Raw genomic sequence first — 17,726 nt, forward strand, 5'->3', positions numbered from 1 at the left:
TCAGCGCGCCTGGGCGGCGCCCGGCCACAGGCGCACCGCCAGCGCCAGGATCGAGGTCAGCGTGGCCAGGCCGATCACGGCGATCCAGCCCCACTGCGCCAGCGCCAGGCTGCCCAAGGCCGCGCCGCTGGCCATGCCGATGAACATGCCCACGAACAGCACCGCGTTGAGACGGCTGCGGGCGCCGGGTTCGATGCCGTAGACGATGGTCTGGTGCGCCACCAGCGTGGCCTGGACGCCGAGGTCGAAGCCGATGGCGGCCAGCGCGATCAGGACCAACTGGCCCTCCTTGGAAAACCACGGCGACAGCGCCATCGCAGCGAAGGATACGGTCGCCAGGCCGACGCCCAGGCGGGTCACCAGTTCAGGGCCCTTCCTATCCGAGATGCGGCCAGCCAGCGGCGCGGCCAGGGCGCCGGCAGCGCCGGCCAGGCCGAAGGCGCCGGCGGCGGCGCTGCCCAGGTGGAACGGCGCGCCATGCAGCATCACCGCCAGGGTCGACCAGAAGGCCGAGAAACCGATCGACAGCAGGCCCTGGGCCAGGGCGGCGCGGCGCAGGGCGCCATGCTTTCTGACCAGGCTGGCCAACGAACCCAGCAGCGCGCCGTAGTGCATGCGGGTGGTCGGGTGGAAGCGCGGCAGGCCGCGCCACGCGGCCGCGCCGATCAAGGCGATGCTGGCGGCGGCGCCGACGAACATGGCGCGCCAGCCGAAGTTTTCGGCGACGAAACCGCTCACCACGCGCGACAGCAGGATGCCCAGCAACAGGCCCGTCATCACGGTGCCGACGATGCGGCCGCGGTGCTGTTCCGGCGCCAGGGTGGCGGCAGCCGGCACGATGTCTTGCGCCATGGTGGCCGACAAGCCGACCGCCAGGCTGGCGGCCAGCAGCATGCCCACGCCGGAAGCGGCGCCGGCCAGCAGCAGCGCGGCAGCCAGCACCGCGGCCTTGATCAGGATGATGCGGCGGCGGTCGTAGCGGTCGCCCAGCGGCGCCAGCAGCAGGATGCCCAGCGCGTAGCCGAGCTGGGTCGACATCGGCACCATGCCGACCACGCGCTCGGAAGCGCCGATATCGTCGGCCAGTATGCCCAGCATCGGCTGCGAGTAATACAGGGAAGCCACGGACAGGCCGGCGCCGGTGGCCAGCAGCAGGATGAGGGCCGGCGACAGGCCATGCGCCTGCGGATGCGCCTTGGCCGCCAAGTCGCCCGGGGCTATATGCGTGTTAGGAATGTTATTCATGATGAAACTCCCGAAATGTTTGCCATGGATTTGCGTCGAGCTGGTCTTGGAAAGCCTTGTATGCCAGCGTTGAGGCGGATTCTGCGCCACCCGGCTCGCATACGGTAGTAGCGCAATCAGCAGAATTGATATACGTTTGGCGTATGACCAAGCCACCCGCCCCCGCCCAGACAGCAGCGCTTGCCGCCGGCCTGACTGACCGCATCGAGCTGATGCAGACCTTCGTGCGCATCGTCGAAGCCGGCAGCCTGTCGGCCGCGGCATCCCAGCTGGGTATGACCCAGCCCACCATCAGCCGCCGCTTGCAGGCGCTGGAGCGTTCGCTGGGGGTGCGCCTGCTGCAACGTTCCACGCATGCGATGAAACTGACCGACGACGGCGAGCGCTGCTACGAGCGCGCCAAGGACTTGCTGGCGGGATGGGACGAGTTCGAAAGCGACCTGCGCGGGGCGCGCCTGCAGGCCGAGGGGGCGTTGCGGGTGGTGGTGCCGCACGCGTTCGGGCAAAAACAGCTGATCGGGCCGCTCACGGAATTCATGCGCCGCCATCCGCGGGTCATGGTGGAGTGGCTGCTGCATGACCGCGCCGCCGATTTCATTTCCCAAGGCATCGATTGCGCGATCCAGGTGGGCGAGGTGCATGACCCTTCCGTGGTGGCGATCCACCTGGCCGAAGTGCCGCGCATGACGGTGGCCGCGCCGTCGTTGCTGGCGGGCCGTCCGCTGCCGCAGCATCCGGCCGACCTGGCCGCCCTGCCCTGGATCGCCATCCCCGCCTTTTACCGGCGCGAGGTGACGCTCACCCATGCGCGCAGCGGCGAGCAAAAGCACATCTCGTTCCGTCCGCAGCTGGTCACCGACAGCCTGTACGCCTTGCGGAATACGGCCATCGAAGGCATGGGCGTGGCGGTGGGGTCGTCATGGATCCTGGCCGAGGATGTGGCGGCGGGCCGGCTGGTGCAGTTGCTGCCGGAATGGGAGCCGGCGCCGCTGCCGGTGTCGCTGCTGTATCCCTACGCGCGCTTTTACCCGGCGCGCCTGCGCCATTTCATCGACACCATGAAGGAAGCCATGCCCGGCGCCGTGCGCGGCGCGGTCGGCTGGGATGCGCTGGCGCGGCGCAAGACGCCGCCCGGCCAGGAAGATTGAGGTTCAGCGCAAACGCATGGTCTTGTGCTGCGCGTAATGCTGGTGCCAGGAGAAGGCTTCGCCCAGCAGGTGCGGCGTATGGCCGCCGGCCCGGCAGGCGCGCTCGAAGTAGTCGCGCAATTGCGCACGGTAATCCGGGTGGCAGCAATGCTCGATCACCTGCACCGCGCGCTCGCGCGGCGCCAGTCCGCGCAGGTCGGCGAGGCCCCATTCGGTGACCAGCACATCGACATCGTGCTCGCTGTGGTCCACATGCGTGACCATCGGCACCACGCTGGAAACCGCCCCGCCCTTGGCCACCGACTTGGAGACGAAGATCGAGATCTGTCCGTTGCGGGCGAAGTCGCCCGAGCCGCCGATGCCGTTCATCATGTGCGTGCCGCCGACGTGGGTGGAGTTGACGTTGCCGTAGATGTCGAACTCCAGCGCGGTGTTCAGGCCGATGATGCCCAGCCGCCGCACCAGCTCCGGATGGTTGCTGATTTCCTGCGGACGCAGGACCAGCTTGTCTCGGTAGCGGTCGAGGTGCTTGATGAAGTGCTCGTACTTGGCCGACGACAGCGTGATCGACGAGGCCGAGGCGAACGCCAGCTGGCCCGAGTCGAGCAGTTCGATGGCGCTGTCCTGCAGCACTTCCGAATACATGGTCAGGCCGCGGAACGGCGAATCCACCAGCCCGTGCAGCACCGCGTTGGCGATGGTGCCGATGCCGGCCTGCAGCGGCGCCAGCGTGTGCGGCAGGCGCCTGGCCTCCACTTCGCCTTCGAGAAAGCCGATCACATGGCGCGCGATGGCATTGGTTTCCTCGTCCGGCGGCAGCACCGAGGAGGGGCTGTCGGGCGTTTCGGTCAGCACGATGGCGACCACCTTGGCCGGATCGAACGCAATGGCAGTGCCGCCGATGCGCTGCTGCGAACTGGTCAGCGGGATCGGGCCGCGCGCCGGACGATCGCCAGGCAGGTAGATGTCATGCAAGCCTTCCAGCGCCAGCGGCACGCTGGTATTGAGTTCGATCACGATCTGTTTGGCCTGTTCGACGAAGCTGGCCGAATTGCCCACCGACATGGTTGGCACGATGCCGTGCTCGGTGATGGCCGCCGCTTCGATCACGGCGATGTCGATGCCTGACGGCGTGCCGCTGCGCAGCTGTTCGGCGGTCTCGGAAAGATGCTGGTCGATGAACATGACCTCGCCGGCATTGATCTTGCCGCGCAGCGTGGCATCCACCTGGAACGGCAGGCGCCGCGCCAGCAGGCCCGCTTCGGCCATCAGGCCGTCGCTGCCGTTGCCCAGCGAGGCGCCGGTGATGACGGTAAAGCGCAAGGGCTCACGCCTGGCGCGCTCGGCCAGTGCGCGCGGCATGGCCTTGGCGTCGCCGGCGCGGGTGAAGCCGCTCATGCCGATGGTCATTCCATTGTGGAAGAAAGCGGCGGCCTCGTCGGCCGACATCAGTTTGCCGGCCAATTCGGGCTGGCGGATGCGCTGGTTGTCCATGGTGTGCTCCTGCTCGGTTTCTTTTGGAAAAGAGAAGTGCATCCGCGCCAGTGAGCGTTGCATGGCCTGCGGAACGGACTTCTTTCATTCTTGTTTTACTTCAGTATAGAAGTCCGCCTGCATGCACTGTATGATTTAAATTCTGAGATTCCAGTCGAAATCTGCATACTTTGATCTCCCTCGAATTCACCCTCGAAAGCCGGCCGACATGGATATCCGCGCCCTGCGCTATTTCACCGAAACGGTGCGCCTGAACAGCTTCAGCCGCGCCGCCGACGCGCTGCATGTGACCCAGTCCACCGTCAGCAAGATGGTGCGCCAGCTGGAAGACGAGGTGGACGCCCCGCTGCTGATCCGCGACGGCCGCCGCCTGGCGCTGACCGACACCGGCCGCGTGGTCTACGAGCAGGGCCAGCAGATCCTGGCCTCGATGCAGCGCTTGCATGCCGAGGTGCGTGACACCAAGGCGCAGCGCCTGGGCCACCTGGACATCGGCATCCCGCCCATGATCAACATCCTGTGCACGCCGGTGCTCAAGGTCTTCCGCGAGCGCCATCCGGAAATCGCGCTCAACCTCAAGGAAGACACCGGCCCGCAGATCGAACAGCGGGTGGCCAATGGCGAGCTGGAGATCGGCATGACGGTGCTGCCCGTCGATCCCGAGCTGGAGCTGGAAGTCATGCCGGTGGCGCGCTATCCGATCTGGGCCGTGTCCCAGGCCGGCAGCTTCCAGAAGAACCGGGCCACCTTGCGCTGCGCCCAGCTGGACGGCATGCCGCTGGTGATGCTCAACAACGAATTCGGCCTCACGCGCAGCTTGCGCGGCACCTTCGGCGACATCGGCATCGCCCCGCAGATCGCCGCGCAAAGCGGCCAGTGGGACTGGCTGGTGGCCATGGCGCTGGCCGGCATGGGCGCCGCCCTGCTGCCCGAACCGTTCATCCACCGCATCGCCACCGACCAGTTGCAGGCGGTGCGCCTGGTCGAACCCGAGGTGCAATGGCAGGTCGCCTACGTGACGCGAGGCGGTTACCTGTCGCATGCGGCGCGGGCGTGGATGGGGATCAGCGGGGAATTGTTTGCCGGGGGTTTGAAATAAATGCCGTGTAGCCAGGGCGGCAACGACGACCCTCCCCCGTCGTCCTGACGAAAGTCAGGACCCAGCGTCGTTCAACGGCCATCGGGAGGCAACGAAAGACACTGGATCCCGGCATGCGCCGGGACGACGGGTTGTGGGCTGAAGCATGAAACAACATCAGGCGTCTGAATGTGCTTTTCAAACTATTCTGCTTTGGAATGAAATATAAGCACTTAAGTCATACAAAGAATATTTCGGCCTTCCTATACTGCCTCCTGCCGATGCCTGCAGCGCCTGCCGGCCGTGGCGGCGGAACCGGAATGACGCCGCTGCGGGAATAAAGCGCGCGGGCCTCGGCTTCCCCCTCCCCACTTCAGACCGACCCGCCGCACCCTTAGCATGCCGCCGCCGCTATCCATCCCCGGTTTTTCTTTCTTGCGTGGTCTCGTCCGAACCCCCTGGCGCCATGCCCGCGCGCGGCTGGAGCGCTGGCAGGCGGATTTCCCGTTGCGCAACGCCAGCCTGTCCGAGGGCCTGCGCGCGGCCTGCGGCGCCAGCGCCATGTTGCTGCTGGGCGAATGGCTGGGCAATCCGTTGTTCTCGTGGGCGGCGATCGGTGCTTTCCTCACCTGCCTGGCCGACAGCGCCGGTTCCAACCGTGCGCGGTTGGCGTCGATGGGCGGCTTCGCCCTGGCCTCCACCCTGGGCGGCATGTTCGCGGCCACGGTCGCCGGCTGGAGCGTCGAGGCGGGTTTGCTGGCCATCATGGCCTGCGCCGGCGTGGCCGGCTTCTCGCGCATCTACGGCGCTGCCGCCGGGCTGGTGCTGATGCTGGCGGCCGGGGTCTCGGCCATCATGGCCGACGCGCCGGTAGTGCTGTGGCCGCTGGCGCAAAGCCATGTGCTGATTTATTTCAGCGGTTGCCTGTGGGCCGTGCTGCTGGGGCTGACGGTCTGGCGCATCCACCCTTTCGCGCCGGCGCGCAAGGCGGTGGCGCGGGTCTATGGCGCGCTGGCGGAACTGGCGGCGATCGCCGCCGCAAGCCGCAATGACCAGGACCCTGTGCAATTGGCGCATGCCGCCGAACTGGCCGCGCATACGCGCCGCCATGCGCGCGTCGACATCGCCAATGCGCGCCGCGCGCTCGACGCGGTGGCCGGCGAGCGCACCGAATCGCGCCGCCTGTACGAAAACCTGCTGGTCCGGCTGGCGCGTGCCGGCGAGCTGCTCGACTGCATCACCGTGCTGGCCGACCTGCGCCTGACGCACTACCAGGAACCCGCCGCCGGCCGCCGCACCGCGCGCGTGCTGGAGGGCATGGCGCAACTGCTGCAAGGCATGCAGGCGGCGATGGCCAATGGCGACAGCATCGCGGCCGCCGATGACGCGCGCATCATGCTGCGGTTGCGGCAACTGGTGGCGCGCCTGCCCAGCGGCGCCGGGCGCGTGCTGCAATTGATGGAGGCCCCGCTGGCCGCGGGCGTCGGCGCTATCGACCCGGCCGGGCTGAAGCAGGCCGCACGCGTTGCCGGTTTAGACGCCGACGGCGTTTTGCGGGCGCTGTGGCATCGTGCGCGCGCCCTGTGGCGCAAGGCGGCGCTGCACACCAATGCCGGTTCGGCCGAGATGCATCACGCCTGGCGCTGCGCGGCGGCCGCCGGCGCCACCTACCTGATCGTGCATCTGCTGGAACTGCCGTTCGGCTATTGGGCCACCATGGCCACCATGCTGGTGATGCAGCCGAGCATTGCCGACAGCTGGGCGCGCAGCATGGAGCGCGCCATCGGCAGCATCGTCGGCGGCGTGCTGGCCCTCGCCTTGTGCCTGGTGGTGCATTCGCCGCTGGCGCTGGCGGTGCTGGTGTTTCCGTTGACGGTGCTGACCATGGCCCTGCGCCCGGTCAGCTATGGCTTGTATGCGACTTTCCTCACGCCGGTGTTCGTGCTGGTGGCCGATGTGGCGGTCGATCCCGCGCAGCAGTTGACCAACGCCGCGCTGCGCGCCGGCAACAACGTGATCGGCGCGGCGGTGGCGGTGCTGGCCAGTTACCTGTTCTGGCCGCGCCGCCAGCCGGTCGATCTGCGGGCGCAATTGCTGCGCATGGTACAGCTCAACCTCGCATACCTGGCCGACGCCATGTGCGCCGGGCACGACGGCGCCGAAGTCGCCCGCATGCATGCGCGGCGGCGCGATGCCTGCGTGGCCAACGTCGAGGCCGGCCTGCTGCTGCAGCGCCTGATGCGCGAGCGCAGCCTGGCCGAGGGCGAAAGCGGCGCCGGCCGCACCGCCGTGGCGTTGTCGCGCCGCTTGGCGGCGGACGCCAGCCATGTGTGGACGCATCCGCAGCCGGGCGCGGCCGGCCTGGTTCCCTGGCTGCAGGAGATGGGCGCGGCGTTGGCGGCGCGGGATGGCGCGGCCTTGCATGAATTGTCACGCCGGCGCCCCGCGCCGATCCAGTTGGCCCAGGCCGATGCGGTGGAAACCTTGTGCCTGCTGGCGGCGGCGCTCTGCCCTGACCCGGCGCGGCATTGAGCGCGGCCAGGCCAAGCAGCGGAAACAAAAAGCGGAAACAAAATCCCCCTTCCCGGTTCGAACGCGAACACAGCGTTTGCATCCACGGCATTGCCGTGGCCACCATATGGAAGGAGTGCGATGGACCTGGATTTCCTCTACAACATGAACGAAGGCCCGCTGCGTTCGGGCCTGATCGTGCTCGGCGCGGCGCTGGCCGCGGTGCTGGTGGCCGTCATCGCCCATCGCATCGGCATTGGCCTGATGCGCCGCCTGGCCCGCGGCCATCTGTTCACCATCACCGCCACCGAGGTGGCCTACAACGCCAGCCGCCTGTGCCTGATCCTGTTCCTGCTGCGCCTGGTGCTGACCGGCGCGCCGGACAATACGCCCGGGCTGACCTCGATCTCCTACCTGACCTCGGTGGCGCTGATCCTGGCGCTGACCTGGTTCCTGATCCGTTGCGTGAAATCGGTCAGCGTCGCCGTCATCAAGCTCAATCCCTACGACGTTGCCGACAACCTCAGGGCGCGCCGCATCCTGACCCAGACCCGGGTGCTCTCGCGCAGCGCGTATTTCATCATCGGGCTGCTGGGTTTGTCGTTCGTGCTCCTGACGCTGCCGGGCGCGCGCCAGTTCGGCGCCAGCCTGCTGGCTTCGGCAGGCCTGGCGGGCATCGTCGCCGGCATCGCCGCCAAGCCGGTGCTTGGCAATTTCTTCGCCGGGTTGCAGATCGCCTTTTCCCAGCCGATCCGTATCGACGACGTGCTCATCGTCAAGGGCGAATGGGGGCGCGTCGAGGAGATCACCGGCACCTTCGTGGTAGTGCGGATCTGGGACGAGCGGCGCCTGATCGTGCCGCTGCAATGGTTCATCGAAAACCCTTTCGAGAACTGGACCCATACCTCTTCCACCATCCTCGGCACGGTGTTCCTGTGGATGGACTTCAGCGTGCCCACGCAGCAAGTGCGGGCCGAGTTCGAGCGCGTGTGCCGGACCTTGCCGTTGTGGGACAAGCGCGTATGCGTGATGCACGTGACCGACGCCGGCGAGCGCAACATGCAGATCCGCCTGCTGGTCTCCGCCGCCGACTCCGGCAGCGCTTTCGAGCTGCGTTGCCAGATCCGCGAACACATGATCGACTTCATCGCGAAACACTATCCCCACGCGCTGCCGCGCCTGCGCGCCGAAGTGCAGGCGCACAACGATCCCGATGCCGACGCGCCGGGCGCCATCATCGATGGCTCGCCCAGGGAAGGCGGCGTTTGAACCACGCTGGAAGAAGAGAAAACGGGAAGGCAAAAAGGTAGGCGGGCCACACTACTTGCGACCGAGGGGAGAGACTGTCGCTTTCATGGGGCCCGCCTGGGGAGAGCTTGGCACGCCGGGATCGCCGGCGTCCTTGGCAACGGGCGCGGATGGCGCGCGCTGCCGGTTACTGCGTACTGCGCCGGGGGGATGCGCGGGCTTGCCGCGCATCAGGCCCGATTACAGCGGACGATACTGTTCGCTGCCGACGACATTGCCCTGGGTGCGGGCTTGTTGCAGTTCTTCCTGCACTTGCTGGCGGGTCAGGGTCGAACGAAAGGGCTTGTCCACGGGATATTGGTCGGTGACCACCATCTCGCCGTTGGCGCGGGCTTCCTTCAGTTCGGCGACCACGTCGGCGCGGGTCTTGGTCGACACGAAAGGCTTGTCGATCGGGTATTGGTCGGTGACCAGGATCTCGCCGTTGGCGCGGGCTTGTTGCAGCTCGGCGATCACTTCGGCGCGGGTCTTGGTCGACACGATCGGGGATTCCGGAGGATATGGGGCTTCAGCCATGGCGGCGCCGACGGCGCTGCTCAACAAAAGGCCTGCAATGAGGTTCCTGGCAATGTTCTTGGTGTTCATGATGGTTTCCTTGTGAGAGAGAAGATGCGCGATTCAGCCCGGCCCGACGTTTGTGGATCAGTCGCTTTTCGCTTTCATCGTGATACCAAGTGTAAGGATCGGAAGGCCCAAGAAAAAGGCGCAAAACCGGAATACATAATTCCCAAAAGTAGAACAATCAGTTTTTTCGTACAAGACCATTGAATCTATGGCAATTTTTCCCTATCGCGGCGACATGCGGGATTCCCGCAAAAACCGCCCGTGATCGCCTGGAAAGCCGCTGCAGCAAGGGATTGTGCCATCAATGGCAGCATGGCCGCACGGGCCGGTGCGACCAAGTCTCGGAGGCCGGACAAGAGGTTGCCTATTGCCGCGATACAAAATGCCAATGAACTTGTTCAATGGATTTGAGCAAGTTCTTCAAACATGTTCCTGTGTCATATCCCGGCAGGTGGGGGCGAATATCATCAACGCCAGCTCGCGCCGCCGTTGAAGGGGGGCGGCTCTCGGGCGGCCGCCAGGGGAAGGAAAGAGCGGAATGGGATGCGGCGCACGGCATGAACCCGCGCGCCGCCAAGGGACGGTCCGGAACCTGCCTGCGGCAGGCCCTCAGGCCGAAGGCGTCAGTTGCAGCGGCGACGGAGTGATGTCGCGTTCGCGCCGGGCGGCGCCTGCCGGCAATGGATGGCCCAGGCTGAACTTGCGTCCGGCCTCCGCCAGTTTTTGCGCTTGCGCGCGCAGCATGTCGGAAGTGGCGGTGGCCTGTTCCACCAGCGCCGCGTTTTGCTGCGTGGCGTCGTCGATCTCGGTGACGGCGCGGCTGATCTGCTCGATGCCCGAGCTCTGCTCGCGGCTGGCGACCGAGATCTCGCCCATGATGTCGGTCACGCGCCGGATGCTGTCGACTACATCGCCCATGGTGGCGCCAGCTTGGTTGACCAATCTGCTGCCGGTGTCGACCTTGCCCACCGAATCGTCGATCAACTGCTTGATCTCCTTGGCGGCCGCCGCCGAACGCTGCGCCAGCGAACGCACTTCCGAGGCCACCACCGCGAAGCCCCTGCCCTGTTCGCCGGCGCGCGCCGCTTCCACCGCTGCGTTCAAGGCCAGGATGTTGGTCTGGAAGGCGATGCCGTCGATCACGCTGATGATGTCGACGATCTTGTTGGACGAGCGGTTGATTTCGTTCATCGTTTCCACCACCTGCGACACCACGCCGCTGCCCTTGCGGGCGACGTCCGAGGCATCCATCGCGAGCTGGTTGGCCTGCTGCGCATTCTCGGCGTTCTGCTTGACGGTCGAGGTCAGCTGCTCGATCGAGGCCGCGGTCTCTTCCAGCGAGCCGGCCTGCTGTTCGGTGCGCGAAGACAGGTCGAAATTGCCGGAAGCGATCTCGCCCGCTGCGGTGGTGATGGATTCGGTGCCGACCTGCACTTCGCTGACGATGGTGCGCAGCGATTCGTTCATCTCGTTCAGCGCGCGCATCAGTTCGGCGATCTCATCCTTGCCGTGCTGCTCGATGGTGGCCGAGAGGTCGCCCGCGGCCACCATCCTGGCCACGTCCAGCGCCCGCTTCAAGGGCGTGGTGATGCTGCGTGAAATGATCACCACCGCCACCGCGCCGATAGCCACCAGCAGGATGCCCAGCACGATCATCAGTTGCATGCTGCGCTCGCTGCTCTGGTCGATGCTGGTGGCCAGCCGGTCGATGGCGTTGCGCTGCATCGCCAGCAGGTTGTTGACCTGCGCGCCATACGCCTTGGCCGCCGGGTCGAACACTTCCTTGTAGGCTTTTTCCGAAGCGGCGGCGTCGCCCGTCTTGCGCGTGTTCATCACCAGTTCCTTGGCGCCCTGGTATTTCTTGCGGGCCTCGATGATGACGGCCATCAGCGCCTTTTCCTCATCCGAAGACAGCAGCGGTTCGATTTTCTTGATGATGGCGCTGCCCTTCTTGACGCTTTCCTCGATGTCTTCCTTGAAGGTGTTGGAGAGCTCGGCATCGGTGCTGCGGGCGATCATCGAGGTGCGCACCACCGCGGAATAGGTGAGCACGAACCAGTCGGCCACCAGCCGTTCCTTGGCCAGCGGGACCTCCATCATCTGCCGCGTGGCGTCGGCGTTGCGCTTGGCGTTGTACAGCGCCATCGAGGTTGAAAGCACGGCCAGCACCAGCACGATGGCGAAGCCGAAGGTCAGGCGGTTGGAAATCCGCATGCGGGAGAGGATATTCATGGTGTCGGCAAAATGGATGGTGGCTTGCGCCACAGGTCTCTGGATTATTGTTGTTGGTTGTTATTGGGCGTGGCCGCTGCCGCGGCGGATCGAGGCGACCCGGTGCGACAGCAGTTGCCGATCCAGATTACTGGCTTTTGGAGGCGGCGTGAATAGCCGTCGCACGCGGATGCGGGAAAGCAACAGAGTTGCCTCGCGGTATGTGGAGGCATGTGGCGGTCTGTGGCGATGCTGCCATGCGTCACAACCCGCCGCCAGGCAATGGCGTGGCGCGTCAGTCTTTCTCAGCCTTTCGGCGCGAGTCCGGCGCGCGCCGCCATCACCTGCGCCAGCGCGCGCGTGCCGGCGGCGAAGTCGTCCAGCGCCATCGCCTCGTCCGGATTGTGGCTGCCGTTGCCGTTGCGGATGAACAGCATCGCGGTCGGGATGCCCTGGTTGGCGAACAGCGCGGCATCGTGCCCGGCGCCGCTGGGCAGGCGGCGATGCGCCAGTCGCAGGCGTTCGGCGGCGGCTTGCAGCTCGTCTTGCAGGGCCGCGTCCATGTGCGCCGGCTGGCTGCCGGTGCGCTCGCCCAGCGCGAAGCGCACGCCATGCTTCTGCTCGGCGGCGGCCACCGCATCCAGCAGGTGGCGTTCCATGCGCTGCAGGCTGTCCACGCTGCGCGAACGCACATCGACGCCGAAGCTGACCTGCCCGGAGACCTTGCTGATGTCGGCTTGCTGCGCATCGGTATAGACCTGGCCGAAGGTCAGCGTCAGCTCATGCCCTTGCGCTTCCATTTGCGCCCAATCCTGCTGCAGGCGGGCGATCACTTCCGCCAGCGCCGCCACGGCGTCGTGGCGATGGCTGCGCGGCGTGGCGCCGGAGTGCGCATAGTTGCCCAGCACCTGCGCGTGCCGGTAGCGCAGGCTGCGCCGCGTATCCAGGCGCAGGATTTCCAGTGCGTCGGCGCCAAGCAGGCCGAACGCCGACTTGCTGCCGATGTAGGAGAGCGGGAACCAGGCGCTCTCTTCCGCGCGCACGCCCATGACGGTGACGTCGCATTGCGGTTGCATGCCGGCCGCGATCCAGCCGGCCAGTATCGACAGTCCCGCTACCACGCCGGCGGCGCCATCGTAATTGCCGCCGCGCGGAACCGAGTCGAGGTGCGAGCCGGTCATCAGCGCGGGGGCGGCGCGGTCGCGGCCGGGCAGCGTCAGGTAAAGGTTGAGCGCGGCATCGGTGCTCACTTCCAGGCCAAGCCGGCGCGCGGTCGATGCCATCAGTTCGTGCGCGCGCTGTTCCCCGGCGCCGTAGGTGTCGCGCGTGATGCCGTGGGCGGCGCCATGCAGGGCCTCGTTGTCGCTGCGCAGCTGCTGCGCCAGCGGCACGTCGGGCTCGGCCGCCGCGGCCGGGATCTTGATATCCATGTCTGCTTCCAATGTGATGTGATGGCGTTAGAGCCGGCGGCCAGGGATGGCGCGCCATGGGGCATTCTGCTGTCCATTTATCCGTAGTGACAAGCAATTGTCATGCCGCGCCCGGCGGCGGCGGGCCCTGCTCCGGGCGCGCCAATGAAGAAACCGGAACGGGACCGGCCGGGTCGGTAATGCCGTTCAGTTAAGGCTAATTCTGAAGCACGCATCACCCGAGCCCGTTCGGGCTGAACAGGCCCGCCAGGGCCGTATCGAAGCCAGCGTGTCGGCCTTACCGGTCTTGCTTGCCCTTCGATACGCTGCTGCGCAGCTACTCAGGGCGAACGGAGCCTGGGCTCCACAAACCTCCACAAACACAAATGCCGTTCAGCGCTTAACTGCACGGCATTACGGCCGGGGCGGGTGTTTTCTTGAACGTATTCAGCCCCGGCCTGGATGCCACAAGCGCCGGGCCAGCTGCTGGCGGCCGAGTGCGAGGTGAAGAAGCCGATGGTGAGCAGCACGATGCCCAGGATCGCCAGCGCCGCGAACCGGCAGGAGTAAAGGGGCAGGGCGGCGTGTGGCCGCCTGTCGCGGCGCGCGCGTCACTGCCGCTTGAAGCGGGCGAGCACCGAATTGGCTTGTTCCAGGAAGGCGGCCGGATATTGCTCCACCAGCTTTTCCAGCGAAGGGATCATGCGTTCCAAGGCGATGGTCAGCGCGATGTCGCTGATTTCCTCGCCCCACAGTACCTTTTGCACGAAAGCGGCCGGCCCGATCTCGGCGATCAGGCGCATGCTCATCTGGCGTTCGATGGTGTCGGTGCGCGGCCCGAAGATTTCCTCGAAGATGCGCACGATGGCGTGTTCCAGCTTGCGGCGGAAGGTCTCGACCTCGTCGATCAAGCGGCGCGGATCGTCCGGCGGCGGCATCTCGCCCCGCTCATACAGCTGGCGGGCCTCTTCGGCCATGCGGCCCAGCTCCTGGACATGCAGCGTCAGCGCGCCGATCTCATCGATCAGCGTGCGCACCCGCATCTGTTGCGGCATGTCGGACTCGGCCGAATCCGGTGGCGTTGGATTCATGTTGTTCTTGTTTGCGCAGGGCGCCGGTCCGACAAAGGCCCGCGCGACCTGCTTGAATCGAAATCAATCGCGGCGGAGAAGCCGCTCCCATGCGGTTTCCCTGCCACCCCTGCGAGCGCTGCCGGCCTTGCGGCCACTCCGGTTTCCCAGCCGGAATCGGCGGCGTCTCGTCCCTTGCCCTTGGCAGAACGCATCGCGCGGACAGCGAAGCCCATGGATGGGATGCGTTCTAAAAATTTCCTTGTGGAAATTGATGGAAGTATAGTGCGCTGCAAAAAAAACGCATGAAAATTTTCTCCGGTCCGACGCGGAAGCGACAACGCCCCGCGTAATTATTGTCTGAATATTAAAAAAAAGGGCCGGAATTACGTTTCCTGGCATGCTGCTGGCCCGCCAGTTCCTCGATCTGGAACATGTCGGAAAACGCGCAGCACTCCTGCGCCAGCATCAGGATGGATGAAATGAAGCTGCTCTTGCGCTCGCTGCGGTAAAGCGCCACGTAGGGCACATCGGGCAGCTTGGGCGTGGTCTCGATGATTTCCAGCGTGCCGCTCTCGATCAGCGGGCGCAAGGGCTGGTAGGGCAGGTAGCTCACCCCCATGCCCGACACCGTCAGGCCGATCAGCGCCACCACGCTGCTGCAGCTCAAGGAATGGCCGGGGAAGATCGACTGCGACTTGATCCAGCGGTCGTAGATGATGCCGGTGCCCGATTTGTTGCCCTGGGTGAGGATCGTGTGCGAGGCCAGTTCATGCATGCGCAGCGGGCGTTTGCGCTCGCCGATCAGCCCCGGCCGCGCCAGCCATACGCTCTTGACGCTGGCCAGCGGCAGCGCCGACAGGCCGGGGTCGGTGAAGGCGTCGGGCACGATGATGGCGTCCATCTCATCGTTTTGCAGCTTGTCGCGCAGGTGCACGCTCAAGTCCACGTCGGGTTCGATCACCACGCGCGGATAGTGCTGGTGGATGCGCCTGACCAGGCGCGGCAGCCAGGTCATCGCGGTCAGTTCGGTCACGCCGATGCGCAGGCGGCGCTCGATCACCTCGGGCTTGCTGAACTGCTCGATGGCGATATCGCGCTGCTCCAGCAGGCGGCGCGCGATCAGCAGCATCTCTTCGCCTTTTTCGGTCAGGCGCGCCTGGCGGTGTTCGCGGTCGAACAGCGGGGTGTCGAAACTGGCTTCCAGTTCCTTGATGCGTTTGGAGACCGCCGATTGCGTGGTGTTGAGCTTGCGCGCGGCCGGCGCGAAACCGCCCAGGGTGGCGATCCAGTAGAGGGCTTCGAGTTGCTTGAACGAGAACATGGGGGCATTTCCTGGCAGGCCGCCGTGGCGCCACGGCGGATGGCGCATTGTAGTGCAAGCGGGGCATCGCTTTTGTTTTCTCCCGCCGGCCATCGCCGGCCCGTTGCCGCCGTGTTCCCTTTGTTTTCCTTGTTGTGCGAGAAGCCTTTCCCGTTGTCCGGGAGCGCGCCTGCGCCACCAAAGCCGTTTCATGCCGGATGTGCAATACATTCTTAAAAGCGATGATTTCTGATAATTAAATATCGCTTTTTTTGAGTTTTTATCGCTCCTATGATGCGGCCATCAACCAAAACAACATGCATCCGAGGAGATCGACATGGCGACCACTGTCCCTGTTTCCGCTTTGCCTTTCCAGATCAATCCCGTTGCCGCGCCGGCCCCGGCCGACATCGTCGCCGCCTTGCAGGACATCGTCGTCTCGCACCTCTCCGACAACTTGCAGCGCCTGAGCGGCATGGGCGGCCTGCGCCGTATCCATGGCGACAAGAAGCTGGTCGGCACGGCCGTCACGGTCAAGACCCGTCCCGGCGACAACCTGCTGATCTACAAGGCGCTGATGATGATGCAGCCGGGCCACGTGCTGGTGGTCGACGGCGGCGGCGAGACCAGCAATGCGCTGGTGGGCGAACTGATCATGCTGTACGCGCAGCAGCGCGGCTGCGCCGGCTTCGTGCTGGACTCGGCGGTGCGCGACACCGCGGCTTTTCTGGAGGCCGACTTCCCCTGCTATGCGCGCGCCGTCTCGCACCGCGGCCCCTACAAGAACGGCCCCGGCCACATCAACGTGCCGGTCACCATCGGCGGCCAGGTGGTCAATCCCGGCGACATCGTGGTCGGCGACGAAGACGGCCTGGTGTGCTTCCCGCAGGCGCAGGCCGAGTCGCTGATCGACGCCGCCCGCAAGACCCAGGCGTACGAAGAGGCCATCAAGGCTGAAATCGCCAACGGCCGCGTCGAGCAGGAATGGCTGGCCCGCGTACTGACGCCGTTCGGCCTGTGAACCGCGCCGGCATCGCCCCCTGTTTTCACCACATTGGAGTTTGCATTGGATTTCCTGCCTGCCCATCGGCTTGACAGCGTCAAGCCATCCCCCAGCATGGCTGCAAAAGCTCGCGTCGACGCCTTGCGCGCCGAAGGGCGCAGCATCATCGATTTCACCATCGGCGAGCCCGACTTCCCGACGCCTCAACACATCGTCGAGGCCGGCATCGCCGCGCTCGGCGCCGGCCACACCCGTTACACCGCAGCCACCGGCACCCCGGCGCTGCGCCGCGCGATCGCCGACAAGCTGCAGCGCGAGAACTCGCTTTCCTACGGCGTCGACCAGATCGTGGTCGGCATCGGCGCCAAGCACATCATTTACAATGCCTTCGCTGCAACCTTGAACGAAGGCGACGAAGTCATCATTCCGACGCCATTCTGGGTGTCTTATCCGGACATGGTGGCGCTCAACGGCGGCACGCCGGTCATCGTCGGCTGCGACGAAAGCTCCGGCTTCAAACTGACCGCCGTCGCACTCGAAAAAAGCATCACGCCGCGCACCCGCTGGCTGGTGCTCAATACGCCCAACAATCCCAGCGGCGCGGTCTACACCGCAAGCGAACTGAAAGCGCTGTGCGAGGTGCTCATGCGCCATCCGCAGGTGTGGGTGATGACCGACGAGATCTACGAGCATTTCGTCTACGCCGGCGCGCAGCACGTATCGCCGCTGCAGGTGCAGCCGGAACTGGCCGGACGCACGCTGGTGATCAACGGCGTTTCCAAGGCTTATGCGATGACCGGCTGGCGCATCGGTTACGGCGCCGGACCGCGTCCGCTGATGCAGGCGCTGGGCTTGCTGATGACGCAGAGCACCACCTGCGCTGCCGGCGTCAGCCAGGCCGCTGCCGTGGCGGCGTTGTCCGGTTCGCAGCAATGCGTGGCCGAAGGCGCGGCGCTGTTTGCGCAGCGCCGCGAGCGCATCGTCGCGCTGGTCAATGCCATCGACGGCATGCGCTGCCTGGCGCCGGATGGCGCCTTCTACATCTTCCCGAGCGTGCAGGGCCTGCTGGGCAAGAGCACGCCGCAAGGCAAGACGCTGGCCAGCGATGTGGACGTGATGATGTACTTCCTCGAACAAGCCGGGGTGGCCACCATCGACGGCACTTCTTACGGCCAGCCGGGTTACCTGCGTTTTTCGTTCGCGACTTCGCTGGAACAGATCGAGCAGGGATGCGCCCAGCTTGCCGCCGCGGTCGCGGCGCTGAAGTAAGCGCGGGTTCAGTAAAACTTGCCGGCCGGTCTTTACCGGCCGGCTTCACACAGCGGTCATTCGAAAGGCCGCGAACAAACCGGGAGCGTGCATCACGCGCTCCATCTAACCGG

General features: G+C 65.8%; 13 protein-coding genes. 6 read left to right on the top strand and 7 right to left on the bottom strand.

From position 1 onward, the window contains the following. Nucleotides 1–1,245, bottom strand: a complete 1,245-nt coding sequence (locus tag FB597_RS15150; RefSeq protein ID WP_144769976.1) for an MFS transporter — start codon at nt 1,243–1,245, stop codon at nt 1–3. A 143-nt stretch (nt 1,246–1,388) separates the two neighbouring features. Here FB597_RS15150 and FB597_RS15155 point away from each other — a divergent pair, with 143 nt between their 5' ends. Then, nucleotides 1,389–2,393, top strand: a complete 1,005-nt coding sequence (locus FB597_RS15155; RefSeq protein WP_144769977.1) for a LysR family transcriptional regulator — start codon at nt 1,389–1,391, stop codon at nt 2,391–2,393. Between the two features lie 3 nt (nt 2,394–2,396). On the opposite strand, the gene FB597_RS15160 is transcribed toward FB597_RS15155, so the two are convergent. Next, entirely contained in the window at nt 2,397–3,887 is a 1,491-nt protein-coding gene (locus tag FB597_RS15160; RefSeq protein WP_144769978.1) for an acetyl-CoA hydrolase/transferase family protein, read from the bottom strand. 208 nt (nt 3,888–4,095) lie between these two features. On the opposite strand from FB597_RS15160, the gene FB597_RS15165 reads away from it, so the two are divergent. The 3 genes from FB597_RS15165 (at nt 4,096) to FB597_RS15175 (ending at nt 8,745) form a co-directional block, all read left to right on the top strand. After that, nucleotides 4,096–4,986 carry a LysR substrate-binding domain-containing protein gene (locus tag FB597_RS15165; protein ID WP_144769979.1) on the top strand — a complete coding sequence of 297 codons (891 nt, stop codon included), beginning with the start codon at nt 4,096–4,098 and terminating at the stop codon, nt 4,984–4,986. 414 nt (nt 4,987–5,400) lie between these two features. Next, a complete protein-coding gene (locus tag FB597_RS15170; protein WP_255517189.1) occupies nt 5,401–7,497 on the top strand; it encodes an FUSC family protein in 2,097 nt (698 codons plus the stop codon). A gap of 120 nt (nt 7,498–7,617) precedes the next feature. Further along, nucleotides 7,618–8,745, top strand: a complete 1,128-nt coding sequence (locus FB597_RS15175) for a mechanosensitive ion channel family protein (RefSeq protein WP_144769981.1) — start codon at nt 7,618–7,620, stop codon at nt 8,743–8,745. A gap of 219 nt (nt 8,746–8,964) precedes the next feature. Here FB597_RS15175 and FB597_RS15180 read toward each other — a convergent pair whose 3' ends face one another. From FB597_RS15180 to FB597_RS15200, 5 genes are all read right to left on the bottom strand, one after another. Next, nucleotides 8,965–9,369, bottom strand: coding sequence for a DUF4148 domain-containing protein (locus tag FB597_RS15180; protein ID WP_144769982.1), 405 nt, complete (start codon nt 9,367–9,369; stop codon nt 8,965–8,967). 588 nt (nt 9,370–9,957) lie between these two features. Continuing rightward, on the bottom strand, nt 9,958–11,580 hold the full coding sequence (locus FB597_RS15185; protein WP_144769983.1) for a methyl-accepting chemotaxis protein: 1,623 nt from the start codon (nt 11,578–11,580) through the stop codon (nt 9,958–9,960). 284 nt (nt 11,581–11,864) lie between these two features. Beyond that, nucleotides 11,865–12,989, bottom strand: a complete 1,125-nt coding sequence (locus tag FB597_RS15190; protein ID WP_144769984.1) for a M20/M25/M40 family metallo-hydrolase — start codon at nt 12,987–12,989, stop codon at nt 11,865–11,867. 590 nt (nt 12,990–13,579) lie between these two features. After that, the gene (locus FB597_RS15195; RefSeq protein WP_255464111.1) at nt 13,580–14,059 is read right to left on the bottom strand and encodes a hypothetical protein; all 480 of its coding nucleotides are present in this window, start codon (nt 14,057–14,059) and stop codon (nt 13,580–13,582) included. A gap of 346 nt (nt 14,060–14,405) precedes the next feature. Continuing rightward, a complete protein-coding gene (locus FB597_RS15200) occupies nt 14,406–15,362 on the bottom strand; it encodes a LysR family transcriptional regulator (protein ID WP_141918119.1) in 957 nt (318 codons plus the stop codon). A gap of 316 nt (nt 15,363–15,678) precedes the next feature. Between FB597_RS15200 and FB597_RS15205 the strand changes: the two genes are divergently transcribed. Together FB597_RS15205 and FB597_RS15210 are read left to right on the top strand one after the other, a co-directional pair. Beyond that, on the top strand, nt 15,679–16,362 hold the full coding sequence (locus FB597_RS15205; protein ID WP_141918123.1) for an RraA family protein: 684 nt from the start codon (nt 15,679–15,681) through the stop codon (nt 16,360–16,362). A 96-nt stretch (nt 16,363–16,458) separates the two neighbouring features. Continuing rightward, nucleotides 16,459–17,613 carry a pyridoxal phosphate-dependent aminotransferase gene (locus FB597_RS15210; protein ID WP_144769985.1) on the top strand — a complete coding sequence of 385 codons (1,155 nt, stop codon included), beginning with the start codon at nt 16,459–16,461 and terminating at the stop codon, nt 17,611–17,613. The last annotated feature ends 113 nt before the right edge of the window (nt 17,614–17,726 follow it).

The organism is Herbaspirillum sp. SJZ099, from assembly GCF_007828355.1.
Taxonomy (GTDB): domain Bacteria; phylum Pseudomonadota; class Gammaproteobacteria; order Burkholderiales; family Burkholderiaceae_D; genus Herbaspirillum.